The following is a 21,120-nucleotide window of genomic DNA, read 5'->3' as shown; positions in this document are numbered from 1 at the left end:
GATATGGATTTTCGAATTCTTGTCCATTCGCACGATGTGCAAATGTTTCTGCTTCTGCAACATCTTCTCGCCATTGACGGGTTTCCTGTCGCACTTGTGCGCACTTTGGACGAAACGGTGCGCGCACTGCGTGACGATAGCGTGCGTGTCGTCATCATGTATGGCGCGTCCTCTGAAATGGGCCCTGGGGGCTTGCGATCTCTCAAGGTCGCACGGCCTGAAATCGCAATTGCTCTCCTTTGCAATGAATTCGACAAATTGAGGGATCCATTGTTCGAAAAGGATGGTGCCGATCTTGTTTTAACGCGCCCCTTTGATCCGGTTCGTCTCATCGCATTTCTTCGCTGCCTCAGGTCAGATGCTCTGATCGAAAAAAGCGGCGTCGCGGCAGAGGCCAATGTGCTTCGCTACGCCGACCTCGAAATGAATTCAGCTACCGCCAAGGTGCATAGAAGTGGTCACGATGTCCCATTGACCGCCTTGCAGTTCCGCCTGCTACGCCATCTCTTGCAAAATCCTGAAGCTGTTCAAAGCCGTGAGACGCTGATTGATGCAGCGTGGCCAGCGGATGCTGATGTTGAGCCCCGCACGGTGGATATTCATATAGGTCTCATTCGCAAGGCACTTCGAATGTTGGGGCCGGATCTTATTCGTACTGTTCGTACGCGTGGCTATGCGCTGACCAACTAGTTCAGCCTGCGGGCTGAACGCTCCACTCCAAAGTAACGAGGCGCCCCGCGCGCCTGTTCTTCTGCTCGCCATTGTTGTAGTAGCTTGCCGCCCTGGGTCACAGATTTATACAGGGATTGTTGCATGGCCTGCAGGGGAACGCCACGATGCGCCGCCTCGATCAGATCGCTGGATCGAAACCCGTGGACAAAAAACTTCCGGATCCAGACCCGCTCGCTTGCAACGTGCCTTCAAGATTGATCCTTTTGCCCCCATTGATCGATACGGCGGAAAACTTGGCCGGGCAACGACCTAGCGCGAGTGCGGTGGCATGTCAGCGGAATTTATGACCGGAGCGCCATAAAGGCCGTGTTCCCAAGGGATACCGACATGCGCTGTGATTTAAGCCGGCTTGGAACAGCGCTGATCTGGCCCTTTCAAGGAGAAAACGGCATATGGCCAGATCTCGGCAGACCGCACCAGCGCTGGGGTGCAATCAAAGCACGACGACCTTCGTACCGACGGCGACTCGGCCATAGAGATCCATCACATCCGGATTTGCCATGCGGATGCAGCCAGAGGATACCGCCTTGCCGATCGAGTTGGGCTCATTGGTGCCGTGGATGCGGTAGAGGGTGGAACCGAGATAGAGCGCTCTCGCTCCAAGGGGATTATTGAGACCGCCATCCATGTAGTCAGGCAATTCCGGCCGGCGAGCGATCATTTCCTTGGGCGGCGTCCAGGTCGGCCACTCTGCTTTGCGGCTGATCGTCTCCGTGCCCTTCCAGGCGAAGCCCTGCTTGCCGACACCGATGCCGTATTTGAGGGCAGTTCCGTCGTTGAGCACGAGATAAAGGCGCTTTTCCTTTGTGGAGATCACGATTGTGCCAGGATCGTAGCCGGAAAAGGGGACAACCGTGCGCGGGATGGGTGACCGCGCCAGGCTCGCCCGCCTGTCATCTTTGACGCCAGAATTGAGTTGGGGAGAGATCGCGCCCCGATCGATCGAAGCCCGCCGTTGTGGACGGGGTTGCGACGGGAAATCGCCGTTTTCGTCGTCATAATAGCCATAGGGGTCACCCCGATAGTAATAGTCATCGTCGAAACGACGATCATCGCGATAGCGCGGCGGCGCCTCCCGCCCATAGTGCGGAGTAGCATAGCCGCCATCCAGGTCATCGCCATAATCCGGCAAATACCGCCATTCCTGGGCATGCACGGAGACGCTTGTCATCAGCACAGCCAGAGCGGGCAAAAGGATCAATCTTGAAGTCTTCATGTCACAACCAACTTACCGAACAACGCACGGGACCGCGCCCCGCGTCGGCGGGGTATGCGTGCCGCCGACAATTTCGGAAGCGACAGGCATAATTGTGGCAGCGGCGATCGAAAACGAAGATTTGCGGACGGCGTCAGTAGAGCAATCGAGTTCGTATCGTTCCCGGGATCTGGCGAAGCGCATCAAGTATGTCATCGGCTGTCTGGCCGACGCCCTCGGCTTCGATGACCACGTAGCCGGTGTCGCCGTGCGTCTGCAGGAACTCACCGACGATATTAAGTGCGCGGGACGAAAAAATCGCATTCAGACTGTTTAGCATGCCAGGGCGATTTTCATGAACATGGATGAAACGCGTGCCGTTTGGACGTGGCGGCAATTGAACCTGGGGAAAATTGACGGCGCCCAGCGTCGAGCCGACGTCGGAATATTCCACAAGCTTCCTGGAGACCTCTCCTCCGATGCGCTCCTGGGCTTCTTCGGTCGAGCCGCCAATATGCGGCGTCAGTATGACATTGTCCAAACCCTGGAGCGGCGTTTCGAAACGCTCGTTGTTTGATGCCGGCTCCTTAGGGAACACGTCCACGGCTGCCCCCGCGAGATGTCCTTCTTTCAAAACCTTCGCAAGCGCTTCGAGATCCACCACGGTCCCGCGGGAGTTATTGATGAAAAGCGCTCCCTTTTTCATTCTGCGCAGTTCGGTCTCTGTTATCATGTTTTGCGTCGAACTGGTTTCGGGAACATGCATCGTCACGAAATCCGAGATTTCGAGAAGCTCGCCGAGGGTGGCCATCGATTCTGAATTGCCGTGGCGAAGCTTGTCTGAAGGATCGAAATAGCGCACGTTCATGCCCATGCTTTCCGCAAGAACGCTAAGCTGCGAACCGATGTTGCCGTAGCCTACGATACCAAGCGTTTTTCCACGCACCTCACGACTGCCGACAGCAGATTTGTCCCATCCGCCCTCATGCGCAGAAGCAGAACGCGGGAAAATCCGCCGCGTCAGCATTATGATCTCACCGATCACAAGCTCGGCGACCGAGCGGGTGTTCGAATAGGGAGCGTTGAAAACTGGGATGCCGCGTCGGCGGGCCGCATCCAGGTCGACTTGATTTGTCCCCACGGAAAAACAACCGACGGCAATAAGCTTTTTGGCGGAGCTGAAAATCTCCTCCGTCAGCTGGGTGCGCGAACGAATGCCGATAATGTGCGCCTCGGCTATACAGCTCTTGAGATCCTTGTCATCCAAGGCCTTCGGCAAATGGGTCACATTGACGTAGCCGGATGACGTAAAATAGTCCACGGCGCTCTGGCTGATGCCTTCAAGCAGAAGGACGGAAATCCGCTCGCGCGGGAGAGAAAGTTGTCGGGTCATTGAATTGCTTTCGATTTTCGAATTCGACGAAGCCGGGGTTGCTTGTCGGCCGTAAAGCTCGCAGATATGGCAAAATCTTTAGCGACCATCCAACGGAAAACGCAACAACAAACTCCACTCCGATGGCAGATAGGGAGGTGTCAGTCCGTCCAATCGCTCCGAAAGATCTGCTAGGAGACGACATTGACGCTGTCGCTTTGGAGGCTCAAAGCCATCACCATCGATACTTGATCAGGAGCGATTGAATTGACGAAGACGGCCAGGCTCGCAACGCGGCGGATGTCGGACGTACGGGCTTCCGGCTGGTGCCAGCCAACGACATCAGTGGCCGGATGTAAGATTGGAGTGTGCAACCTTATGTCGAGAGACGGTTACCTGAAAACTAAAAGTTGACAATCCGATACTGGTGGCCTATACGGTGATCGTCGATATTTGCTTGCTGAGCTTTGGTTACCGCGCGTTTGGCACCGCGCCCTGAACGAACCTTCCTTTCAAAAATCGCTACCACCATCCGCAACGCTTTCGTGTTGTGGTTTCTTTATTGCTATGAAAGGGTTCATCATGACCACTGGCACAGTTAAATGGTTTAATTCCACCAAGGGCTTCGGCTTCATCCAGCCTGACAATGGCGGCACCGATGCATTCGTCCATATCTCCGCTGTCGAACGCGCTGGTATGCGCGAGCTCGTCGAAGGCCAGAAGATCGGCTTCGAACTGGAGCGCGACGTCAAGTCGGGCAAAATGTCGGCCTGCAATCTCCAGGCTGCCTAAGGCACCCGGTATCGGCTTTCCCTTGACCACGGATGTACTGGCACTGTTGAGAGCATGATACCAAACCAAGGTCAGGCAGATTGCCTGGCCTTTTTTATTGCCGCATTGACCCGGCCTTAATCTAGGAAACATCATGACACAGACTTACAGCAAATCTCGCCAGAAGGCGGAGATCGCTTTCGGCAATGTCCAATCGCAATTCTTTGCCCGCAACAACGCCGTCGATGAACTCGACTTCCTTACCCGTTCCCGCGAGGAAAAGACCCTGCGCCTTCGTGAAGCGCGTCTTGCTAAGGAACTGCAGGACCGCACCGCGGCGACCGCTTCCCTCCTGGCTAAACGCGCCAGGAAGCCCTGATCTTTTTAACCCGAATCCCAGGATAGACATTTGAAGAACTCCAGAAACACCGAGCTTTCCGATCGCCGCGCGGCAGCCGCGCAAGCAAAGACGGCTCTTCTGACTGCCTATCGCACGGCGCAGACGGCGGCCCAGCCGACCAGGTTGGCGCGGGAGGCGGAACGCGTGGCCGTGGCCGCGGCCCGGGAGGAGCGGCGTCTTGAACGCGAGCGGGTAAAGCTTGAGGAGCAAGAGCGGCTGGTGGCCGAGGCGACCGAGCGGCAGGAAGCCGTAGTTGCTGCGGCCCGCGCCGAAACCGAAGCGCGTGAGACAGCCGAAAAAGGCCGTGTGGCTCGCCTGATCGAAGATGAAGCCACTCGAAAGGCTGACCGCGATCGGCGCTACGCCAACCGCAAGGCCCGACAAGCTTAGTGGCCACGTCTCTCTAAGGCCGGTAATCGACCCACCTCGGTTGTTAATCGGCCTTGCTGCACGACCCATCGGGCCCAATCCTGCGCAAGGTACGTCGCGCTGCGTTGAATGACAGTCGCCTCCGACATCGTCGCGACTTCGAACTAAACCCAGCGCCGAATGAATCGCTGCTGAAAGTCTGTCGCCTACGGGAGCTTCCATCGTAGAAAATACGGGCGAGCTTCAGGCAATCAACACGGCCGGGCAGATCGCTATTCAGGAAATCCTGCGGATGGTCATCCGCTCGATGGCGCCCGAGGCAACTTTATGACAACGCCAAGGCGGAAAACTTCGTGAAGACGCTGGGGGTTGAAGCGGTGTGTCCGCTGGCGTTCGAAGCCAATGACGATGTCAACGAAGATCTTCCCTACTTCGTCGAAGAGGTCTACACAAACGTCGGCTCCATTCAGCGCTCTGCTTCTTGGGTCACCAACAGTTCGAGCATTAGCACGTCTAGCAGATCAGCAACCTGATCCTTGCGCACCCCAAGGGGACTACTTCAACTTCAGGCAATTCGAGACCATGGTTTGATGAGAGAAGACTTCATTCAATCGCTCAACGAGGAGCTTGGCGCCGACGTTCTCTTTGGCGCAGACATTCCAGCACGTTTCCGCAATGACTGGGCAGGGCTTGAACCTGTCACGCCATTGGCCCTCGTGCGTCCGCGCACGACCGAACAAATATCAGCAACGCTCAGGCTTTGTGATCGTTTCAAGATTTCGGTCGTTCCCCAGGGCGGATTGACGGGTCTTGCTGGCGGCGCCCGCCCGATCGAAGGCGGCGTTGCGCTATCGCTCGATCGCATGAACGGCATTGACGAAATCGACCCTGTCATGGCGACGATGACGGTCCAGGCCGGTACGCCGCTCGGTGTCATCCAGAGGGCCGCGGAGGAAGCGGGGCTGTTCTTCGGGCTTGATCTTGGCGCCCGCGATTCCTGCGTCATCGGCGGAAATCTTTCCACCAATGCCGGCGGCAATCGCGTCATTCGCTTCGGCATGGCGCGCGAACACGTGCTTGGCCTTGAGGTGGTCTTGCCCGATGGTACGATCGTGCGCTCGCTCAACAAGATGCTGAAGAACAACGCCGGCTATGACCTAAAGCAGCTTTTCATCGGCTCCGAGGGGACGCTCGGTATCATCACCCGCGCCGTGCTGCGCCTACAGGCGAAGCCCGCGGCGCTCGCCAGCGCCTTGTGCGGCTGTTCCGGTTTTCCGGCCATGCTGGAGTTACTAAAGAGCGCCCGGTTGCGCATGGGTTCGGCGCTGATCGCTTTCGAGGTCATGTGGCCGAGCTTCTATGATTTCATGACTGGCAATCTACCCGAACTGCGCCGGGCATTGTCCGAACCGCACGGTATCTATGTGCTGATCGAAGCAGGTGGGCGCGACGCGGACGAAAACCGGACGATGCTCGAACATATCCTGTCTGATGCCCTTGAAGAGGGTTGGGTGTCCGACGCGGTCCTGTCGTCCTCGGAGCGTGAAGCCCGCGAACTCTGGGCGGTTCGCGATAGCGTTTCGGAATATGGGCGGCTCATGGGGCCTCAGACTGCGTTCGATGTCGGGCTCCCCACCAGCGTAGCCGGCAGCGTGGTGAGCGAGATTGAAGCGGCGATGAAAAACCGCTGGCCCGATGCAATTGCGCTCAGCTACGGCCATATCGGTGACAGCAACCTGCATTTCGTCTGCAACATCCCCTCGCTTGGCAATTCGCAGCCGCATAAGGAAATCACCGAGCTTGTGTTTACGGCTGTCGGCCGGGCGGGCGGCACGATTTCCGCCGAACACGGGATAGGCCTGCTGAAGAAACCCTATCTCAAGCTCTCCCGCACGCCGGAAGAGTTGGCCCTGATGGAGCGCATCAAGCGCGCTATCGATCCGAACAATATTCTCAACACCGGTAAGGTGCTGACGATTTGAGCCGATCCGTCTCTGAAGCTAACTCGGTGGACATACCGGCGAAGCAAGCTTCGAGTTCCTGAGCTCGAACCGGACCAGGCCCCCATGTTTTCATCGATAGCGTCCTTGGAGATTACATGAATCACCTCAAGGGCGACAGGAAGGCGGCGGAGAAAAGTCGTAAGAGGCAATCTGTCATGGCGAGTGCGCGAGGCACAGAGGAGCCAATCGGGCGCGATATACTTTAAGTTTAAACTTGTTTTTTGCTCTGTATCGCTCGATACTGAAATCTCCGCGGTGGGCTTTGAATATCGGTTTGGCCTGTCACCGTTTTCTAGCGAGCACGGAGAGTTCGACATGGCCTTCGCCTATCTTGCCTTTTTCGAAAGCTCCGACGACGGTGACCTCGCAATCAGCGAAGCCGATCTCGCAACTGTTGCCGCAATCATCAAGACAACTCCCGGCCTTGCATCCGCGAATCTCTATACGCCCGAGACGACCAACGACATGTACAACAAAGTCGAGCGATCGCCGGTCCTTGGACTCCAGCTTTATTTCGATCAACTGACCACACTCGAAAGGGCCGTCGGCCCTTCGGGCCATCTGCAGCAGCTCGCGGCCTTTGATGTTCTCACCAGCATAAGGGGTACCAAGGCGACGCAGCAGGCGATGTATGTGCGGCCGTTTCCGGTCGATGACGGCAAGCTGCGCACCGGTGATGGTCAGTTGCCATGCAGCTACGTGGTTCACTATCCCGGCCTCGCCGGGGATATGAATGCCTGGCTGCACCACTATGTTAGCCACCATCCGCAGGTCATGCGCACCTTTCCGGATATCCGCCAGATCGAGGTTCTATCACGGGTCGACTGGTGCGGCTTCCTTCCCTGGGAGCGCGTCAATCACATGCAGCGAAACCGGGTGATGTTCGATAACCCCGTCGCCCTACAGACCGCCTTGCAGTCTCCCGCGCGCGTTGCCATGCGGGAGGATTTCAAGACGCTTCCTCCCTTTGAAGGCGGCAATTCGCATTTTCCGATGGCGACACGGATCATCGTCCCATAAGCAAAGACGCACCTATTCGACCTGATAACCTGTCTCGGCCAATACCGGCGACCATTCGGCTTGGACGTCGTCCGGCGGCACGGAAGCGAGCAGGCTTTGCGTATAGGGATGCTGCGGGTTGGCGAAGACCGTCTCCGTCGCCCCGCTCTCCACCACTTCGCCGCGATACATCACCAGCACGCGGTCGCAGAGATAGCGCACGACGGAAAGGTCGTGCGAGATAAACATCATGGAGAAACCGTGTTCGTCCCGCAACTTCAATAGGAGATCCAGCAGTTGCGCCTGAACCGAAACATCGAGGCCCGATACGATCTCATCGGCGACCAGAATGCGCGGCACCGAGCAGAGGGCGCGGGCAATATTGACGCGTTGCTTCTGGCCACCGGACAGTTGTGAGGGGAAGCGCATCGCCGCATCCGGCGGCAGGCCGATTTCAGCGAGCAGCTCGGCGGCGCGATCCATGCGCTCTCGCTTGCCGGCGTGGAGGCCACTCGCCTCATTCGCCTGGGTGACGATGCTACCGACCTGGCGGCGCGGATTGAGCGCCGATTGCGGATCTTGAAACACCATCTGGATATGGTCGCGGCGATAAGCCTTTTCCGACGATCCATTGGCGGTAATATCGCGGCCCGCAAGCGTGAGGCGACCTTCGGTCGCTGTATCCAGCCCGACGACAAGACGGGCGAGCGAGCTCTTGCCGCTACCGCTTTCTCCGACGATGCCAACGAATTCGCCTTCACCGAGCGTGAAATCGACGCCGTTGACCGCCCTAAACTTGGGGTTCCTGTTGAAGGGGCTCCAGGCGACCGTGTAGGCCTTGGTTAGCTTTTCGCCTTGCAGATAGTTCTTCGCTGTTTCGACGTTGCGGGCCGGAGCCAACGGCGGCGGCACGATCTCAGGCGTCTTTTCCGTGCGGATGCAGGCGGCGATATGGTCGGGTGCAATTTCCGCAAGCGGCGGCTCGGCCTCGGTGCAGGCGGCGACGGCATTCGGACAGCGGGAGGCAAAACGGCAGCCGGTAATATCCTTCAGCACGCGTAGCCCCGGCATGCGCTCCGGCAGGATGTAGAGGCCGCGGCGCTCTCCACTGATGGTGGGATTGGCGAGTTGAAGACAGCGCGTATAGGGATGTGCCGGCGCCGAGAACAGTTGCTTGGCGGGTCCGCGCTCGGCCGGACGCCCGGCATAGAGCACCATGATCTCATCGCTGATCTGCGAAGCAAGCCGCAGGTCATGGGTGATGAAGATGACCGCCGTGCCGTCACGCTTCTGCATCTCGGCGATCAGCTTGACGATACGGGCCTGGATGGTGACGTCGAGGGCCGTTGTCGGTTCGTCGGCGATCAGCAGGCGCGGGCGGCTGGCAAAGGCCATGGCGATCAGGATGCGCTGGCACATGCCGCCGGAAAGCTGATGCGGGTATTTGCCAAGTAGCGCTGCGCCATGTGGCAGGTGCACCGCTTCGAATTCGGCAAGCGCCCGCTGCCGCCAGTGTTCGCCCGGAGCAAGGCCAATTCGCAAGAGATGTTCCCTCATCTGCTGACCGACGGTCAGCACCGGGTTGAGGCCGGACAGGGGCTCCTGCGGGATGAAGGCGATGTCCCGACCGAGCAGATTGCGACGGCGCTCCGACGCCATTGCTACAAGGTCCTCACCGGCGAATTCGAGTGTCCCCTTGGTGACGGCGAAGCCGCTCGGGAGGAACTGCGAAATAGTGCGACCGATCATCGACTTTCCGGCGCCGGACTCGCCGACGAGGCCGAGAATCATGCCCGGTGCGAGCGTGAAGTTGAGATCGCTCAGGACGGGAAAGGACTCGTTGCCCCCGAATGAGTCTACGCAGAGGTTTCGTGCGGCTAATATGGTCATGTCAGGTCCTCTCCGTCTGCGTCAGGCGCGAGTCGAGGGATCGGCGCAGACCGTCTCCGAGAATGTTGAAGCCGAAGACGGCAAAGAAGATCGCGAAAACCGGACAGAGAAGATTGAGTGGCGCCTCGTAAATGTTCTGCCGGGCGTCGGCGATCATCTGTCCCCAGGCGGGCGTGTCTGCACCGACGCTCATGCCGACAAAGGAGAGGATCGCCTCGACGATGACGGCGACGCCCATTTCCAGGCTCATGAGCGTGATCAGCAGCGGCAGCGTGCCGGGCAGGATTTCGCGCGTGATCGTGCGCCAATGGGAAAAGCCGACGAGCTGAGCGGCGGCGACATAGTCCCGCCGTCGCAGCACCAGCACCTCGCTGCGCAGCACCCGGCAAAAGCGCGTCCAGTCGACGAGCACGATGGCGAGGATCACATTGCGAATGCCGGTGCCGAGGCCGACCATCAGGATCAACGACAGGATGACGGGCGGGAACGAGAGCCAGATTTCCACGACGCGCCCGATCAGCCAATCGACCCAGCCGCCGAAATAGCCGGCGATATGCGCCAGGATCGCGCCGATGATCATGGCGCCGAACGAGGCGATGAAGGCGACGGTGAGTGCAACGCGCGTGCCGAAGATCAGGCGCGAGAGGATACAGCGTCCGAGGCTGTCGGTGCCGAGCGGAAACATCGCGTCGCCGCCATCCGCCCAGGCAGGCGGCGTCAGGATGGACAAGAGGTTTTGTTCATTCGGATCGTTGGGTGCGATCCAAGGCGCGAAAATCGCGCAGACCGCCAGGATGGCAATGATGACGAGGCCTGTCTGAACGCGGCCGGATCTCAACCAGAGCGGAAGATGTTTCATTATCAGCGCGCCGTCAGTTTTGGGTTGAGGATCAGGTAAAGACTATCGACCACGGTATTGATGACGAGGACGGCGACGCAATAGGTCAGGCCCGCGCCCTGAATGATCGGCAGATCGGCATTGCGGATCGCATCGACCATCAGATTGCCCATGCCGGGGTAGGAATAGATGAGTTCCACCAGGAGCGTGCCGCCGAACAGAAAGCCGAACTGCACGCCCATCAGGCTGAGTGTCGGTAGGATGGCGTTCTTGAGCGCGTGGCGGATGAGGATGCGTTTCTCCGACAGGCCGCGCAGCCGCGCCTGCTGAATATAATCATCCTGATAGGCGTCGAGCAGGCTCGATCGCAGCACGCGCATGAGCGACGGCGAAAGCGCGATGCCGAGCGCGAGGCTCGGCAGTATCATATGCTTGATCGCGTCCCAGAAGACCGCAATGTTGCCGGTGATGAGGCTATCGAGCAGAAGAAAACCCGTCACCATCGGTCGCTCGAAGCCGGGGCTGAGGCGTCCGGTAAACGGCAGGAGATTGAAGAAGACGCCGAAAATCAGGAGCAGGAACAGGCTCCACAGGAACTCCGGCAGCGACAGAAGCAGGATGGAGAGGAAATCCATCACGGCTTCTGCGCGCGTTCCGCGCACGTAGAACAGGAAAAGCCCGCCGGCGAGGCCGAAGACAGTGGCAACGACCATGGCGAGCACCGCCAGCTCGATGGTCGCGGGCAGCGTCGAGCCGATCAGCGAGGACACGTCCTGGCGGAAATGGATCGAGCGACCGATATCGCCATGCAGAAGCTTGACGAGCCAAATGCCGTATTGCTCGATGAGCGGCCGGTCGAACCCCATCTCCTTGCGCATCGCCTCGATCTCTTCGACCGTCGCATTCGGTGGCATCGACATTGCCGCCGGATCGACCGGCAGGACGCGCAGGATGCAAAAGAGAAGCGCGGACACGATGAGCAGGATCGGTATCGCGGTCAGAAGACGTTTTACCAGCAGTTTGGCGATGGTCACGAACATGCGCATGCCTTGTCTTACGAAGCCAGGAAGGCAGCCCGGAGCGAACCCCGGACCCCATGGTCTTTCAAGCTATGCAGCGCAAACTCACGACCACGACATGGTGTTGCCCAGGATCCAGGCGTTGCCATACTTGGCGTAAGCGAGGTTCTTTTTGCGGACCAATGTCTGGACGCTCTGCAGGAGCGGAATGGTGGCTCCGGTTTCGACGGCTTCTTTTGCAAGATCCCGGTAGCCGGCCACGCGCTTGTCATAGACAGGCTCGGCGAAGAGGTTGAGAACCTTCTGGCCGATCTCCATTCCCTTCCATGCGCCGAACGGCATTTTTGGATTCAGCAGATAGCCGGAGAAGATCTCGGGGTCACCCGTGGCGTTGTCGAAGCTATAGAGGGTCGCCTCCGGCAGTTTGCCGCCACGATTGAGCTCGAAATACTTCGAATATTCGATCTGCTGTATCTCGCACTTGATGCCGACCTTTCCCCACATCTGAACAAGCGCGCGGGCGATGTCGAAATCGCTGGGGAACTGGCCGTTGGTGGCCGCAAGCGTGATGGTTGCAGGCTTGTCGGCGCTGAAGCCTGACTTGGCGAGCAGCTCCTTGGACAGGGCTGGATCGTATTTGAAGCTGTAACCTTCGACGAAACCTGGTGTGCCAGGCGTCGCGGGAACCGAGAGCGGGACGGCCGCACCGCCATAGAAAGCCTTGGAAAGGGCAGCCTTGTCGATGGCGTGGTGTGCGGCAAGCCGGACATTCTCGTCGGCAAAGCCCATGTCGTTGCGGATCTGCAGCAGGATGATGCGGGTGAACGGATTGATTTCGGCGGTGAGCCCCTCCACCTTGCCGAGACGTTCGGCCTCACGGACGGGGATGTTGACGGTGAGGTCGATCTGGCCGGACTGGATGGCGGCGGTGCGCGCCGAAGGATCCTTGATGATTTCGATGGTGACGTTCTTGATCTTCGGCTTTGCGCCGAAATAATCATCGTTGCGCTGAAGCACGATGCGTGAGTTCATCTGGTAGTCGACGAGCTTGTAGGGTCCAGTGCCGACGGGCTTTTTCAGGAACCCATCCTGGCCGACGGATTCCATGTATTTCTTCGGAACGAGATAGCTTCCGAGAAAAGCCAGCCATTGCGGCGCGGTCGGTGTCGGTGCCGAGAATTTCATGATGCCGCTGGTCGGCGACGTAACTTCGATCGCGGTCAGATTGCGCCAGGAATTGGCGATATCGAGCTTCAGGCCGGATTTGATGCGATCGACGAAGGTGTAGCTGAAGTCCTCCATCGTCATCGGATCGCCATTGTGGAACTTGACATCGTTGCGGATCTCGAACGGCATGGAAAGACCGTCGGTGGCAAGGTCCCACTTGGTAATGAGATTGGGGATGAGCTTCAGATCGGGCGACTGATCGAGCGGCTGGTCAAAGACCAGCTTGAAGATCGGCTGCGCATCCGGAACGAAGCGCTGGTTCGGATCCCAGGACGGCACGTCGCTTGGCCAGCCGATGGAGACGCTGTCGGTGTCCGCCGCATAGGTGAAGCTTGCGCGCGAGAGCACGGCGCCGCTAACTGCAGCAAGGCCGAGCATCTGCAGGAGATTTCTGCGGTCTAGTTCAAAAGTCATCACGATCCCTCTGGTGTGCACACGTGGCCTTGCTGCTCTGTGCAGCGATAGGGGGCCGGTGAGCCTGCGGCGGTTGTTGAACGCAAGCCTGCAATCTTGCCGAGGGCTTTTTGGTTTTTGCTATTTTAGCCTCTTTTCGCGGGCTTCCCCTTAGCAATTACGGAGATCGTAGAACGGGCTAAAAATTACTTCAAGCCTAAAATTTATTGATTACTCGAATTTCATTCGGCAAGGGATGTTCCGGGATAAAAGGCGGAAAAATAGGCGTTTCAGGTGGGTGGAAGCGCAAGGCGTCGTTTTCTTTCGGCGCAAGAATGTGGCCAGGTCCGATCGAAGCCGAAAAAAACATTGACGCTCTTTCAAGTTATTTTATGCTTAAAATGTTGTTTGAGCGAATTGATCCTATCATCCCGGCAAATCCGAAGAGGGGACGTTGATGCTAGACCCGCATTGCCATTCAAGCAGCATCAAGGTGGAGCGCCCTGCCGCTCTCGCATTTGAATTGATGTCGGATGGGCTGAAGCAGGGAAGCTGGGCATGGGGCAGCTTCGACCGGAGAGAGGTCGAGCCGGGCCTGTTTTGCGGCACATCGATTTTCTCCGGCAAACAGACCTATGTACGCCTCGATGTGGATCGGGATCGTTTGCAGGTGGATTACGAGGTCGGCGGGTCGAAGGAGGCCATGCAGTTTCGCAACATGTCCCGCGTCATTCCCGGCGACCTGTTGAATATGGGGCAGAACACATGCGTCGTCACGCTGCTGACCTGGCGCCTGCAAACCCAGACCGACGCGGAATGGATCCAATTCGGCACGATCCATGAGGCGGAGATGTTCCTGATCAAAGGTCTTCTCGAGCGCGAATGAAGGACAACATGACACACTCTCCCTATCTATTGTTTGCAGATCGGGCACGCGCCAACCCCGAAGCAGCCTTATTGATCGCACCGGCCAGCGCCGGGCTACCCTATGCACCACAGGGGTTTCGTCACAGCTACGCCGAGGTGTTCGCTGAAGCTGCCGCGCTGAGCCAAAAATTTGCGGCCGCCGGTTACGGCCTTGGCTCGCGGGTGGCTCTGCTTCTGGAAAACCGGCCGGAATTCTTCACCTTCTGGCTGGCGCTGAATGCCATCGGCGCGTCGATCGTGCCGATCAATCCGGATCTGCGGCGTGACGAACTTGTTTTCCAGCTCGATATGGCCGAGGCGCCGCTGCTGATCGCGATTGCCGAGCGGCTGGCGGACCTTGCCGACATCCATCCCGGCAAGGTCACGGTAATCGGGGCGAAGGACGACATTCCGCCGTCGCCTGTGAGGCTGACGGCGGAGCCGGGCGGCCCGGACGCGGAATGCGCCCTGCTGTTCACATCCGGCAGCACCGGCAAGCCCAAGGGCTGCATGCTCTCCAACATCTATTTCATCCGCCTTGCCGAGTGGTACACTACTCAGGGCGGCGTTGCTGATATGGCGGAGGGTAGCGAGATTGCGCTCACGCCGCTGCCGATGTTCCATATGAACGCGCTTGGTTGCACGGCGGTTGGCATGATCATGAAAGGCGGCGCCATTGTGCCGCTCGATCGCTTCCATTCCAAGAGCTGGTGGGCCTCGATCGCCGATTCCGGTGCAACCATCATTCATTGTCTCGGTGTCATTCCGGCCATCCTGCTGCAGATGTCGCCAGTCGAGGCCGAACGCGCGCACAGGGTCAAATTCGCGCTCGGCCCCGGCGTCGATGCCCGGCACAAGGTCGAATTTGAGGAGCGCTATCGCATCCCGATCGTCGAAGCCTGGGCCATGACCGAGACAGGTGGGCGGGCCGTCACCACGACGGCGGCCGACGATTACGCGCCGGGACTGCGCTGCATCGGCCGGCCGCGCGCCGGCATGGAGTACAGGATCGTCGACGATGCCGGCAACACGGTCGAGTTGGGGACACCCGGTGAGCTTCTGGTGCGGGCGGAAGGGCGCAACCCGCGAGACGGTTTCTTCAGCGGCTATCTCAAGGATGAGAAAGCGACGGAAGAGGCCTGGGAAGGCGGCTGGTTCCACACCGGCGATGTCGTCTATGCCGGCGAGAACGGGTTGCTCTACTTCTTCGATCGCAAGAAGAGCATCGTGCGTCGCAGCGGCGAGAATATTGCCGTACTTGAAGTCGAGGCAGCGCTTGCCAAGTTGCCCGGCATCAAGGCGTCGGCGGTGACGCCGGTGCCTGACGATCTGCGCGGCGAGGAGGTTTTCGCCTTCATCGTTGAGGCTGAGGTTACAGCAGGCGGCGATCTTCAGCAGCGGGCCTCGCGTATCATCGAGGCCTGCGGTGCATATATCGCCTATCACAAACTGCCCGGCTATGTGGTCTTCATCGAGAAGCTTCCCGTCAGTTCCACACAGAAGGTCCAGCGCGGCGAGATCAAGACCATGGCGGCCAAGGCGGTCGAAGACGGCTCGGCGATCGACCTGCGCAAGCTAAAGGCAACGATCCGCAAAGGTGGCTGATGTGGAGCACTTTCGAAGGGCGAGTGCATCTGTTATACAATAAATCAAAGCTAAAATCCTTTCTAAGGAGATCCGTATGACACCGGAAAAAATTCTCTATGAAACCGCTGTCACCGCTTTCGGTGGCCGGGACGGCAAGGCGCAAAGCGCCGATGGCAGTTTTGTGGTTGGTCTTTCCGTGCCGAAGGGGCTTGGCGGGCCGGGCGGGGAGGGCACCAACCCTGAACAACTGTTCGCTGCCGGCTATGCTGCCTGCTTCCTCGGTGCGGTGAAGCTGGTCGCGCGCACCCGGAAAATAGCGCTTGCCGACGACGCGTCGGTGACTGCCAAGGTCGGCATCGGCCCGGTGTCAGTCGGCTATGCGCTCGCGGTCGAACTCACGGCTTCGCTGCCGGGTATCGACAGAGCTCTGGCGGAGGAGATCGTTGCCGGCGCTCACGAGCGTTGCCCCTATTCCAATGCCACGCGCGGCAATGTCGATGTGGTTCTGACGGTGGCCGGATGACGGCTTCGCGCCCCCGCAAATCCTATGACGGCGTGGTTCTGGCGGTGCCGGTGGCGGTGCCCTATGAGCGATATTCGATCGAGAGCGCGCATTGGTGGATCGGTCGGGCGTTACGAACGCTGGCAGACGGAGCGGGCATCAGCCATCGGGAATTCGACGGGTTTGCGGTCTCGAGCTTCACCATGGGACCGGATGCGGCGATCGCGCTGACGCAGCATTTCGGCCTGACGCCCCGCTGGCTGGATCATCTGCCAATGGGCGGTGCCTCCGGCATCGTCTCGATCCGGCGTGCGGCCCGCGCCGTGCAGGCGGGTGACGTGAATATCGTCGCCTGTGTCGCCGCCGATACTAATCAGGTCGACACGTTTCGCAAGACGCTCGCCAGCTTCTCCCGCTTTGCCCAGGACGCCTCCTATCCCTATGGCGCTGGTGGACCCAATGCCAGTTTCGCGCTGATCGCTCGGGCCTACATGGATCGCTACGGCGCTACACGCGAGGACTTCGGCAAGCTGTGCGTCGCGCAGCGCGACAATGCGCTGCGCTATCCGCATGCGCTGATGAAGAAGCCGCTGACTTTGGAGCAGTACATGTCGGCACGGCCGATTGCCGAGCCGTTTCATCTCTTTGATTGTGTCATGCCCTGCGCCGGCGCCGAGGCCTTCCTGGTCATGCGCGAGGAAACCGCAGTGTCGCTCGGCCTTCCTTTCGTGCGGCTGCTGTCGGCGATCGAGCGGCACAATGCTTTCCCCGATGATGCCGTGCAGATGCGCGGCGGGTGGGTGATGGATCGCGACGAGCTCTATGGTATGGCCAGCCTGACGCCCGATGATATCGACTTCGTGCAGACCTATGACGATTACCCGGTCATCTCCATGATGCAGTTCGAGGATCTCGGTTTCTGCGGTAAGGGCGAGGGGCCGGATTTCGTGCGCCAGCACACATTCACGATCGACGGTTCCTTTCCACACAATACCTCGGGCGGGCAGCTCTCGGTGGGACAGGCGGGCGCTGCCGGCGGCCATCTTGGCATCGTCGAGGCCATGCGCCAGCTTCTGGGCTCGGCGGGCGGCACACAGGTGGCGGACGTCAAGGTCGGCCTCGTGTCCGGTTTCGGTATGATCAACTACGACCGCGGTCTTGCATCGGCGGCGGCGATCCTGGCGAGGCAATCGGTATGACCCGTCCGCTCGCAAAACCACTACGCAAGAACCCGCTTTCCCGCACCAAGGTGCCCTTGCTGCCGCCATCGGCGCGTAGCCGCAAGGCGCAAGGGCTGACGCTTGCAGCCGCCACGGGCCGCTTCATGCTGCAATGCTGCGCCGAATGCGGAACATATGCTTATCCGCCGCGCGACGCCTGCCCGCGCTGCCTGTCGGCAGCACTTCCCTTCGTCGATGCGCCGACAGGCGGTACGCTGCTTTCCAAGACTTCGGTTGAGGTTACCAGTGATCCCTATTTTCGCGAGCATATGCCGTGGCGGGTGGGGCTCGTTCAGCTCGATTGCGGGCCAAGTGTGGTCACGCATCTTCATGGCGATTGTGCCGGCACCGGTAGCCGGGTGACGCTGTCGCTGCAACTCGACAAAAGCGGCCAGGCCGTTTTCTTTGCCAAACCCGTTTCGGAGACGCCGCATATGGAAGACGATCCTCAATGGCGTGAAATGACAGCCGACCCGAAGCATCGGCGTATGCTGATCACCGACGGCCGCAGCCCCGTGGCACTGGCTCTGGCCGCCGCACTGAAGAAGGCGGGTGCGTCCACGATTTATGTCGGCATCGCCAACCGCTGGAAGCCATTTGACGGCCAGTTGCAGCTCGAGGCGATCGACGGTGTCGAGATCGTCGATCTCGACCTCACGAGCGAGCGGTCGGTGCAGGAGCTGGCGGCCGATATCGGCGCCAAGGTCGAAGTTCTCATCAATACGGCCGACCATGTGCGGCCTGCCCATCTTTTCGACGCGGGCGCGGCCAATACCGTGCGCGACACAATGGATCATACGGTCATGGGTCTGATGCGCCTTGCCCAATCCTTCGGACCGGTGATGCGGGCGCGCGGCGCGGACGGTGTTGCCGCGGCCGCCTGGGTCAATATCCTCTCGGTGCACGCGCTCAGCAGCGGCCCGCAATTCGGCGTGCATTCGGCGGCGCATGCCGCCTGCCTATCCCTCTCGCAATGGCTGCGCACGCAGCTTCGTCCCGGTGGTGTGCGGGTGATCAACGCCTTTGCCGGGCCGCTCGACACGGAGTGGTTCCAGACTGTGCCGCCACCCAAGGTCGCGCCCAAGACGCTGGCCGATGCTATTGTCGACGGGCTGAAGCGTGGGCTTGAGGATATCTATGTCGGCGACGTCGCCAAGGATCTTTATGCGCGGCTTCTCGATAATCAAAAGGCCGTCGAACGCGAGGCGGAACAATGAGCGTCGATATTCTCGAAACTCTGGCTGGTTCGCTTGCCAGCGGTGACATCCGTGTGGTGGATCTCACCCATACGCTTTCACCGGACTTTCCTATCATCGCCATGCCACCGGAGCTGGGCCAGTCTGCCCCCTTCCGCATGGAACGTATTTCCCGTTACGATGCCGGCGGGCCGGCCTGGTACTGGAACAACCTCTCCTTCGGTGAGCATACCGGCACGCATTTCGATGCGCCGATCCACTGGTATACGGGCCGTGATCTGCCGCTAAATTCCGTCGATACATTACCGCCGACGGATATGATTGCGCGGGCCTGCGTCATCGATTGCTCACGCGAAAGCGTCGGAAACGCCGATTTCCTGCTGACGGTTGCCGATGTGATGGTGTGGGAAGAGCAGCATGGTCAAATTCCGCCACGCTCGTGGGTGTTGCTTCGCACTGACTGGTCGAAACTCAATGGTGCAGCTTATGCCAATCTCCTCGCCGATGGTGCGCATACGCCGGGGCCGAATGCGGAGGTCATGCAATGGCTAGTGACCGAGCGCGACATTCTCGGTTTTGGGACCGAGACCATCGGGACCGATGCCGGGCAGGCGGGCCATTTCTCGCCGCCCTATCCGGCGCATCACTATCTGCATGGCGCCGGGCGCTACGGGCTGCAATGCCTTGCCAACCTCGACCAATTGCCGGCGACGGGCGCGATGATTTTTGCGGCGCCTCTGAAGATCCAGGGCGGATCGGGAAGTCCTCTACGCGTGTTGGCCCTGGTTCAGTCGCGCTCGACGGGATGAGGGGCGATCGCCACGCGCCTGGCAGCGGTATCGTAGAAGCTCGTCAAAAGCTCCAGCATTTCGGTCGCATCGCCGAGCCCTTTTTCCGCGTGGTCCATTTTCTGGATGAGCGAGATCAGCAAATGCCGGCGCAGGGTGCGGTAGTCCTGCGTCAGCTTGCTGCCTTTGCGTGTCGGCACATAAAGCGTGTCCTTGCGCGACCGGCCCTTCACTCGCTCGATTAGCTGCAAGGCCTGCAATTTCTTGATCGCATATTGAATGTTGGCGGTGTCGTCGCGGCCGAGGAGGCGGGAGATTTCGGCAAGGCCCTTCGGCTTGTTGCGGTAGCGGATCGTATGAAGGACGGCGGTGTCGAGGCCGCTGAGGCCAGACCCGGCAAGCTCGCTGGCACATTCCGACTGCCAGCGCACGAAGGCCGCGGAAATCCGCCAGAGCGACCATTCGAATTCGGTCAGCGCCGCTTCCGCCACTTCCGTCGCCGTCTCGTCGAGTGGAATTTCGTTTGCTGTAGGCGAATTCATTTGGTTCTCCAGAGTGGATATGGCTACGATTAAAGCCTTAAATTCCCGTTTTGACGAGAGCAAAACGACGCGTGACAACGAACAGGACGAGGGAACAATGCGCATATTCTGGCAAAGCTTCATCGACGCCACGGCCAGCGCCACTTACATGCATAAGCTTTCGGACTACCTGAACGGCATCGCCGAGCCCGGTACGACAGTCGAGGTTTTCGGCATCAGTCCGCCGGACCGGCACTTCGGGCGGCTGGCGGAATTCCGTTGCGCGGCGATCGCGATAGACAACGGGCTCGAAGCCGAAAAGCGCGGCTATGATGCGGTGGTTCTCGGCCATTTTCAGGATCCCGGCCTTTTCGAGCTCAAATCGGCGGTGAGCATCCCGGTGATCGGCGCAGGCGAGGTCTCGATGCACTATGCCGCCCGCTTCGGACGGCGCCTCGCGCTTGTCACCCTCGATGACGTCTTTCAGACCTGGCACTATGAGCAGGCTGATCTCTACGGACTGGGCGACCGGGTGAAGCACGTGGTGGGGATGAATTGCGCGCCATCCGATTTCAGCGCCGCCTTTGCCGGCGACGATGAGGCGCGCAAACGTATGCTTGCAGCCTTCAGTGCCTGTGCCGAACCGCTTGTGCGCGATGGCGCCGATGTCGTGGTGCCGGCCGGCATCCTGCCCGGCCTGCTGGTCGGCGGCGAATATGGCTTCAAGGTGCTGCATGCGCCGGTCGTCAATCCAGCTGCGGTGACCTTGAAGAGCGCCGAAATGGATGTGCGCCTGCGGAAACTCAACGGCATCGACGTGAGCCGCGGCCCCTTCTGCTCGCTCGCAACGTCGGAAGCAGTCAAGGATTTCCGCAGCTTCGTCGCCCATGGCCGGCAGACGCCGTTGTTTTCAGACGACGTCTGAGTGATCTCATCCGATCGTTGGCGTCAGCGCAAGCGTTGCAGCGTTGCCTCTGCCGGGATCAGCGACACATATTTCTCGCCATCGAGTTGCTTGCGATGCTCGGTTTTCGCCGCGATGACCAATGTCGGATCGGTCAGCGCCCGCACGGCCGAAGCGGCCATGATCTTGCCGGCTTGCAGCATTCAGTCGACTGACGGCGGCGAAGGTGCGGCTTTGTGTGGAATTCCTAGCCACAAGGCTCAAGGTGCAGGCGGCATTAATGCCTTT

At 59.6% G+C, this 21,120-nt stretch carries 22 protein-coding genes and 1 pseudogene; 14 read left to right on the top strand and 9 right to left on the bottom strand.

The window, feature by feature from the left end:
* The first annotated feature begins 3 nt into the window (after window positions 1–3).
* Window positions 4–690 (top strand): response regulator transcription factor, encoded by a 687-nt coding sequence (locus tag FHT29_RS24975; protein WP_168600277.1) that lies wholly within the window; start codon window positions 4–6, stop codon window positions 688–690.
* Between the two features lies 1 nt (window position 691).
* Here the strand turns inward: FHT29_RS24975 and FHT29_RS34640 are convergent.
* From FHT29_RS34640 to serA, 3 genes and pseudogenes are all read right to left on the bottom strand, one after another.
* Window positions 692–927 (bottom strand): annotated as a pseudogene (locus tag FHT29_RS34640) (hypothetical protein); the annotation flags it as partial.
* Between the two features lie 238 nt (window positions 928–1,165).
* Window positions 1,166–1,948 carry a L,D-transpeptidase gene (locus FHT29_RS24965; protein ID WP_037191043.1) on the bottom strand — a complete coding sequence of 261 codons (783 nt, stop codon included), beginning with the start codon at window positions 1,946–1,948 and terminating at the stop codon, window positions 1,166–1,168.
* Between the two features lie 133 nt (window positions 1,949–2,081).
* Window positions 2,082–3,320 (bottom strand): phosphoglycerate dehydrogenase, encoded by a 1,239-nt coding sequence (gene serA / locus FHT29_RS24960; protein ID WP_168600276.1) that lies wholly within the window; start codon window positions 3,318–3,320, stop codon window positions 2,082–2,084.
* Between the two features lie 561 nt (window positions 3,321–3,881).
* Between serA and FHT29_RS24955 the strand changes: the two genes are divergently transcribed.
* The 6 genes from FHT29_RS24955 to FHT29_RS24930 all read left to right on the top strand — a co-directional run bounded on the left by FHT29_RS24955 (window position 3,882) and on the right by FHT29_RS24930 (window position 7,862).
* On the top strand, window positions 3,882–4,091 hold the full coding sequence (locus tag FHT29_RS24955; RefSeq protein ID WP_037191038.1) for a cold-shock protein: 210 nt from the start codon (window positions 3,882–3,884) through the stop codon (window positions 4,089–4,091).
* A gap of 133 nt (window positions 4,092–4,224) precedes the next feature.
* A complete protein-coding gene (locus FHT29_RS24950; protein WP_037191036.1) occupies window positions 4,225–4,449 on the top strand; it encodes a hypothetical protein in 225 nt (74 codons plus the stop codon).
* 30 nt (window positions 4,450–4,479) lie between these two features.
* Window positions 4,480–4,860 (top strand): DUF6481 family protein, encoded by a 381-nt coding sequence (locus tag FHT29_RS24945; RefSeq protein ID WP_037191034.1) that lies wholly within the window; start codon window positions 4,480–4,482, stop codon window positions 4,858–4,860.
* Window positions 4,861–5,192: 332 nt separating this feature from the next.
* Window positions 5,193–5,372, top strand: a complete 180-nt coding sequence (locus FHT29_RS24940) for a hypothetical protein (protein ID WP_168600275.1) — start codon at window positions 5,193–5,195, stop codon at window positions 5,370–5,372.
* A 57-nt stretch (window positions 5,373–5,429) separates the two neighbouring features.
* Entirely contained in the window at window positions 5,430–6,821 is a 1,392-nt protein-coding gene (locus FHT29_RS24935) for an FAD-binding oxidoreductase (protein ID WP_168600274.1), read from the top strand.
* 336 nt (window positions 6,822–7,157) lie between these two features.
* Window positions 7,158–7,862 (top strand): hypothetical protein, encoded by a 705-nt coding sequence (locus FHT29_RS24930; protein WP_168600249.1) that lies wholly within the window; start codon window positions 7,158–7,160, stop codon window positions 7,860–7,862.
* Between the two features lie 12 nt (window positions 7,863–7,874).
* Here FHT29_RS24930 and FHT29_RS24925 read toward each other — a convergent pair whose 3' ends face one another.
* The 4 genes from FHT29_RS24925 to FHT29_RS24910 form a co-directional block, all read right to left on the bottom strand.
* Entirely contained in the window at window positions 7,875–9,731 is a 1,857-nt protein-coding gene (locus FHT29_RS24925; RefSeq protein WP_168600273.1) for an ABC transporter ATP-binding protein, read from the bottom strand.
* A gap of 1 nt (window position 9,732) precedes the next feature.
* Window positions 9,733–10,590, bottom strand: coding sequence for an ABC transporter permease (locus FHT29_RS24920; RefSeq protein ID WP_168600272.1), 858 nt, complete (start codon window positions 10,588–10,590; stop codon window positions 9,733–9,735).
* Between the two features lie 2 nt (window positions 10,591–10,592).
* Window positions 10,593–11,615 carry an ABC transporter permease gene (locus FHT29_RS24915; RefSeq protein WP_210250236.1) on the bottom strand — a complete coding sequence of 341 codons (1,023 nt, stop codon included), beginning with the start codon at window positions 11,613–11,615 and terminating at the stop codon, window positions 10,593–10,595.
* A gap of 78 nt (window positions 11,616–11,693) precedes the next feature.
* Window positions 11,694–13,229 (bottom strand): ABC transporter substrate-binding protein, encoded by a 1,536-nt coding sequence (locus FHT29_RS24910; RefSeq protein WP_168600271.1) that lies wholly within the window; start codon window positions 13,227–13,229, stop codon window positions 11,694–11,696.
* 436 nt (window positions 13,230–13,665) lie between these two features.
* On the opposite strand from FHT29_RS24910, the gene FHT29_RS24905 reads away from it, so the two are divergent.
* The 6 genes from FHT29_RS24905 to FHT29_RS24880 all read left to right on the top strand — a co-directional run bounded on the left by FHT29_RS24905 (window position 13,666) and on the right by FHT29_RS24880 (window position 19,428).
* Window positions 13,666–14,094, top strand: a complete 429-nt coding sequence (locus tag FHT29_RS24905; protein WP_168600270.1) for a hypothetical protein — start codon at window positions 13,666–13,668, stop codon at window positions 14,092–14,094.
* An 8-nt stretch (window positions 14,095–14,102) separates the two neighbouring features.
* On the top strand, window positions 14,103–15,719 hold the full coding sequence (locus tag FHT29_RS24900) for an AMP-binding protein (RefSeq protein ID WP_168600269.1): 1,617 nt from the start codon (window positions 14,103–14,105) through the stop codon (window positions 15,717–15,719).
* Window positions 15,720–15,795: 76 nt separating this feature from the next.
* A complete protein-coding gene (locus tag FHT29_RS24895) occupies window positions 15,796–16,224 on the top strand; it encodes an organic hydroperoxide resistance protein (RefSeq protein WP_168596019.1) in 429 nt (142 codons plus the stop codon).
* The gene (locus FHT29_RS24890) at window positions 16,221–17,402 is read left to right on the top strand and encodes a thiolase family protein (protein ID WP_112442816.1); all 1,182 of its coding nucleotides are present in this window, start codon (window positions 16,221–16,223) and stop codon (window positions 17,400–17,402) included. The genes FHT29_RS24895 and FHT29_RS24890 overlap by 4 nt, the downstream gene beginning before the upstream one ends.
* Window positions 17,399–18,640: an SDR family NAD(P)-dependent oxidoreductase gene (locus FHT29_RS24885; protein WP_168600268.1), complete on the top strand. Its 1,242-nt coding sequence runs from the start codon at window positions 17,399–17,401 to the stop codon at window positions 18,638–18,640. The genes FHT29_RS24890 and FHT29_RS24885 overlap by 4 nt, the downstream gene beginning before the upstream one ends.
* A complete protein-coding gene (locus FHT29_RS24880; protein ID WP_168600267.1) occupies window positions 18,637–19,428 on the top strand; it encodes a cyclase family protein in 792 nt (263 codons plus the stop codon). Before FHT29_RS24885 ends, FHT29_RS24880 begins: the two co-directional genes overlap by 4 nt.
* On the opposite strand, the gene FHT29_RS24875 is transcribed toward FHT29_RS24880, so the two are convergent.
* Window positions 19,407–19,949, bottom strand: coding sequence for a winged helix DNA-binding protein (locus tag FHT29_RS24875; protein WP_052224397.1), 543 nt, complete (start codon window positions 19,947–19,949; stop codon window positions 19,407–19,409). The two genes, FHT29_RS24880 and FHT29_RS24875, sit on opposite strands and share 22 nt — an antisense overlap.
* A gap of 97 nt (window positions 19,950–20,046) precedes the next feature.
* Here FHT29_RS24875 and FHT29_RS24870 point away from each other — a divergent pair, with 97 nt between their 5' ends.
* Window positions 20,047–20,853 carry an aspartate/glutamate racemase family protein gene (locus tag FHT29_RS24870; protein WP_047640615.1) on the top strand — a complete coding sequence of 269 codons (807 nt, stop codon included), beginning with the start codon at window positions 20,047–20,049 and terminating at the stop codon, window positions 20,851–20,853.
* Window positions 20,854–20,876: 23 nt separating this feature from the next.
* Here the strand turns inward: FHT29_RS24870 and FHT29_RS24865 are convergent, their stop codons facing one another.
* Window positions 20,877–21,035 (bottom strand): amidohydrolase, encoded by a 159-nt coding sequence (locus FHT29_RS24865; RefSeq protein WP_168600266.1) that lies wholly within the window; start codon window positions 21,033–21,035, stop codon window positions 20,877–20,879.
* Window positions 21,036–21,120: the final 85 nt, after the last annotated feature.

Origin of the sequence: Rhizobium sp. SG741 (assembly GCF_012275435.1) — a bacterium.
Taxonomy (GTDB): domain Bacteria; phylum Pseudomonadota; class Alphaproteobacteria; order Rhizobiales; family Rhizobiaceae; genus Rhizobium; species Rhizobium lusitanum.
This window is presented reverse-complemented; position numbering and strand designations above follow the sequence as displayed.

Excerpts from the sequence above, each read along its gene's own strand:
- FHT29_RS24905 (WP_168600270.1), top strand. The coding sequence starts at position 13,666 with ATGCTAGACCCGCATTGCCATTCAAGCAGCATCAAGGTGGAGCGCCCT.
- FHT29_RS24880 (WP_168600267.1), top strand. The coding sequence starts at position 18,637 with ATGAGCGTCGATATTCTCGAAACTCTGGCTGGTTCGCTTGCCAGCGGT.
- FHT29_RS24895 (WP_168596019.1), top strand. The coding sequence starts at position 15,796 with ATGACACCGGAAAAAATTCTCTATGAAACCGCTGTCACCGCTTTCGGT.
- FHT29_RS24910 (WP_168600271.1), bottom strand. The coding sequence starts at position 13,229 with ATGACTTTTGAACTAGACCGCAGAAATCTCCTGCAGATGCTCGGCCTT.
- FHT29_RS24865 (WP_168600266.1), bottom strand. The coding sequence starts at position 21,035 with ATGCTGCAAGCCGGCAAGATCATGGCCGCTTCGGCCGTGCGGGCGCTG.
- FHT29_RS24950 (WP_037191036.1), top strand. The coding sequence starts at position 4,225 with ATGACACAGACTTACAGCAAATCTCGCCAGAAGGCGGAGATCGCTTTC.
- FHT29_RS24965 (WP_037191043.1), bottom strand. The coding sequence starts at position 1,948 with ATGAAGACTTCAAGATTGATCCTTTTGCCCGCTCTGGCTGTGCTGATG.
- FHT29_RS24870 (WP_047640615.1), top strand. The coding sequence starts at position 20,047 with ATGCGCATATTCTGGCAAAGCTTCATCGACGCCACGGCCAGCGCCACT.
- FHT29_RS24890 (WP_112442816.1), top strand. The coding sequence starts at position 16,221 with ATGACGGCTTCGCGCCCCCGCAAATCCTATGACGGCGTGGTTCTGGCG.
- FHT29_RS24885 (WP_168600268.1), top strand. The coding sequence starts at position 17,399 with ATGACCCGTCCGCTCGCAAAACCACTACGCAAGAACCCGCTTTCCCGC.
- FHT29_RS24955 (WP_037191038.1), top strand. The coding sequence starts at position 3,882 with ATGACCACTGGCACAGTTAAATGGTTTAATTCCACCAAGGGCTTCGGC.
- FHT29_RS24925 (WP_168600273.1), bottom strand. The coding sequence starts at position 9,731 with ATGACCATATTAGCCGCACGAAACCTCTGCGTAGACTCATTCGGGGGC.
- FHT29_RS24875 (WP_052224397.1), bottom strand. The coding sequence starts at position 19,949 with ATGAATTCGCCTACAGCAAACGAAATTCCACTCGACGAGACGGCGACG.
- FHT29_RS24930 (WP_168600249.1), top strand. The coding sequence starts at position 7,158 with ATGGCCTTCGCCTATCTTGCCTTTTTCGAAAGCTCCGACGACGGTGAC.
- FHT29_RS24915 (WP_210250236.1), bottom strand. The coding sequence starts at position 11,615 with ATGCGCATGTTCGTGACCATCGCCAAACTGCTGGTAAAACGTCTTCTG.
- FHT29_RS24920 (WP_168600272.1), bottom strand. The coding sequence starts at position 10,590 with ATGAAACATCTTCCGCTCTGGTTGAGATCCGGCCGCGTTCAGACAGGC.
- serA (WP_168600276.1), bottom strand. The coding sequence starts at position 3,320 with ATGACCCGACAACTTTCTCTCCCGCGCGAGCGGATTTCCGTCCTTCTG.
- FHT29_RS24975 (WP_168600277.1), top strand. The coding sequence starts at position 4 with ATGGATTTTCGAATTCTTGTCCATTCGCACGATGTGCAAATGTTTCTG.
- FHT29_RS24900 (WP_168600269.1), top strand. The coding sequence starts at position 14,103 with ATGACACACTCTCCCTATCTATTGTTTGCAGATCGGGCACGCGCCAAC.
- FHT29_RS24935 (WP_168600274.1), top strand. The coding sequence starts at position 5,430 with ATGAGAGAAGACTTCATTCAATCGCTCAACGAGGAGCTTGGCGCCGAC.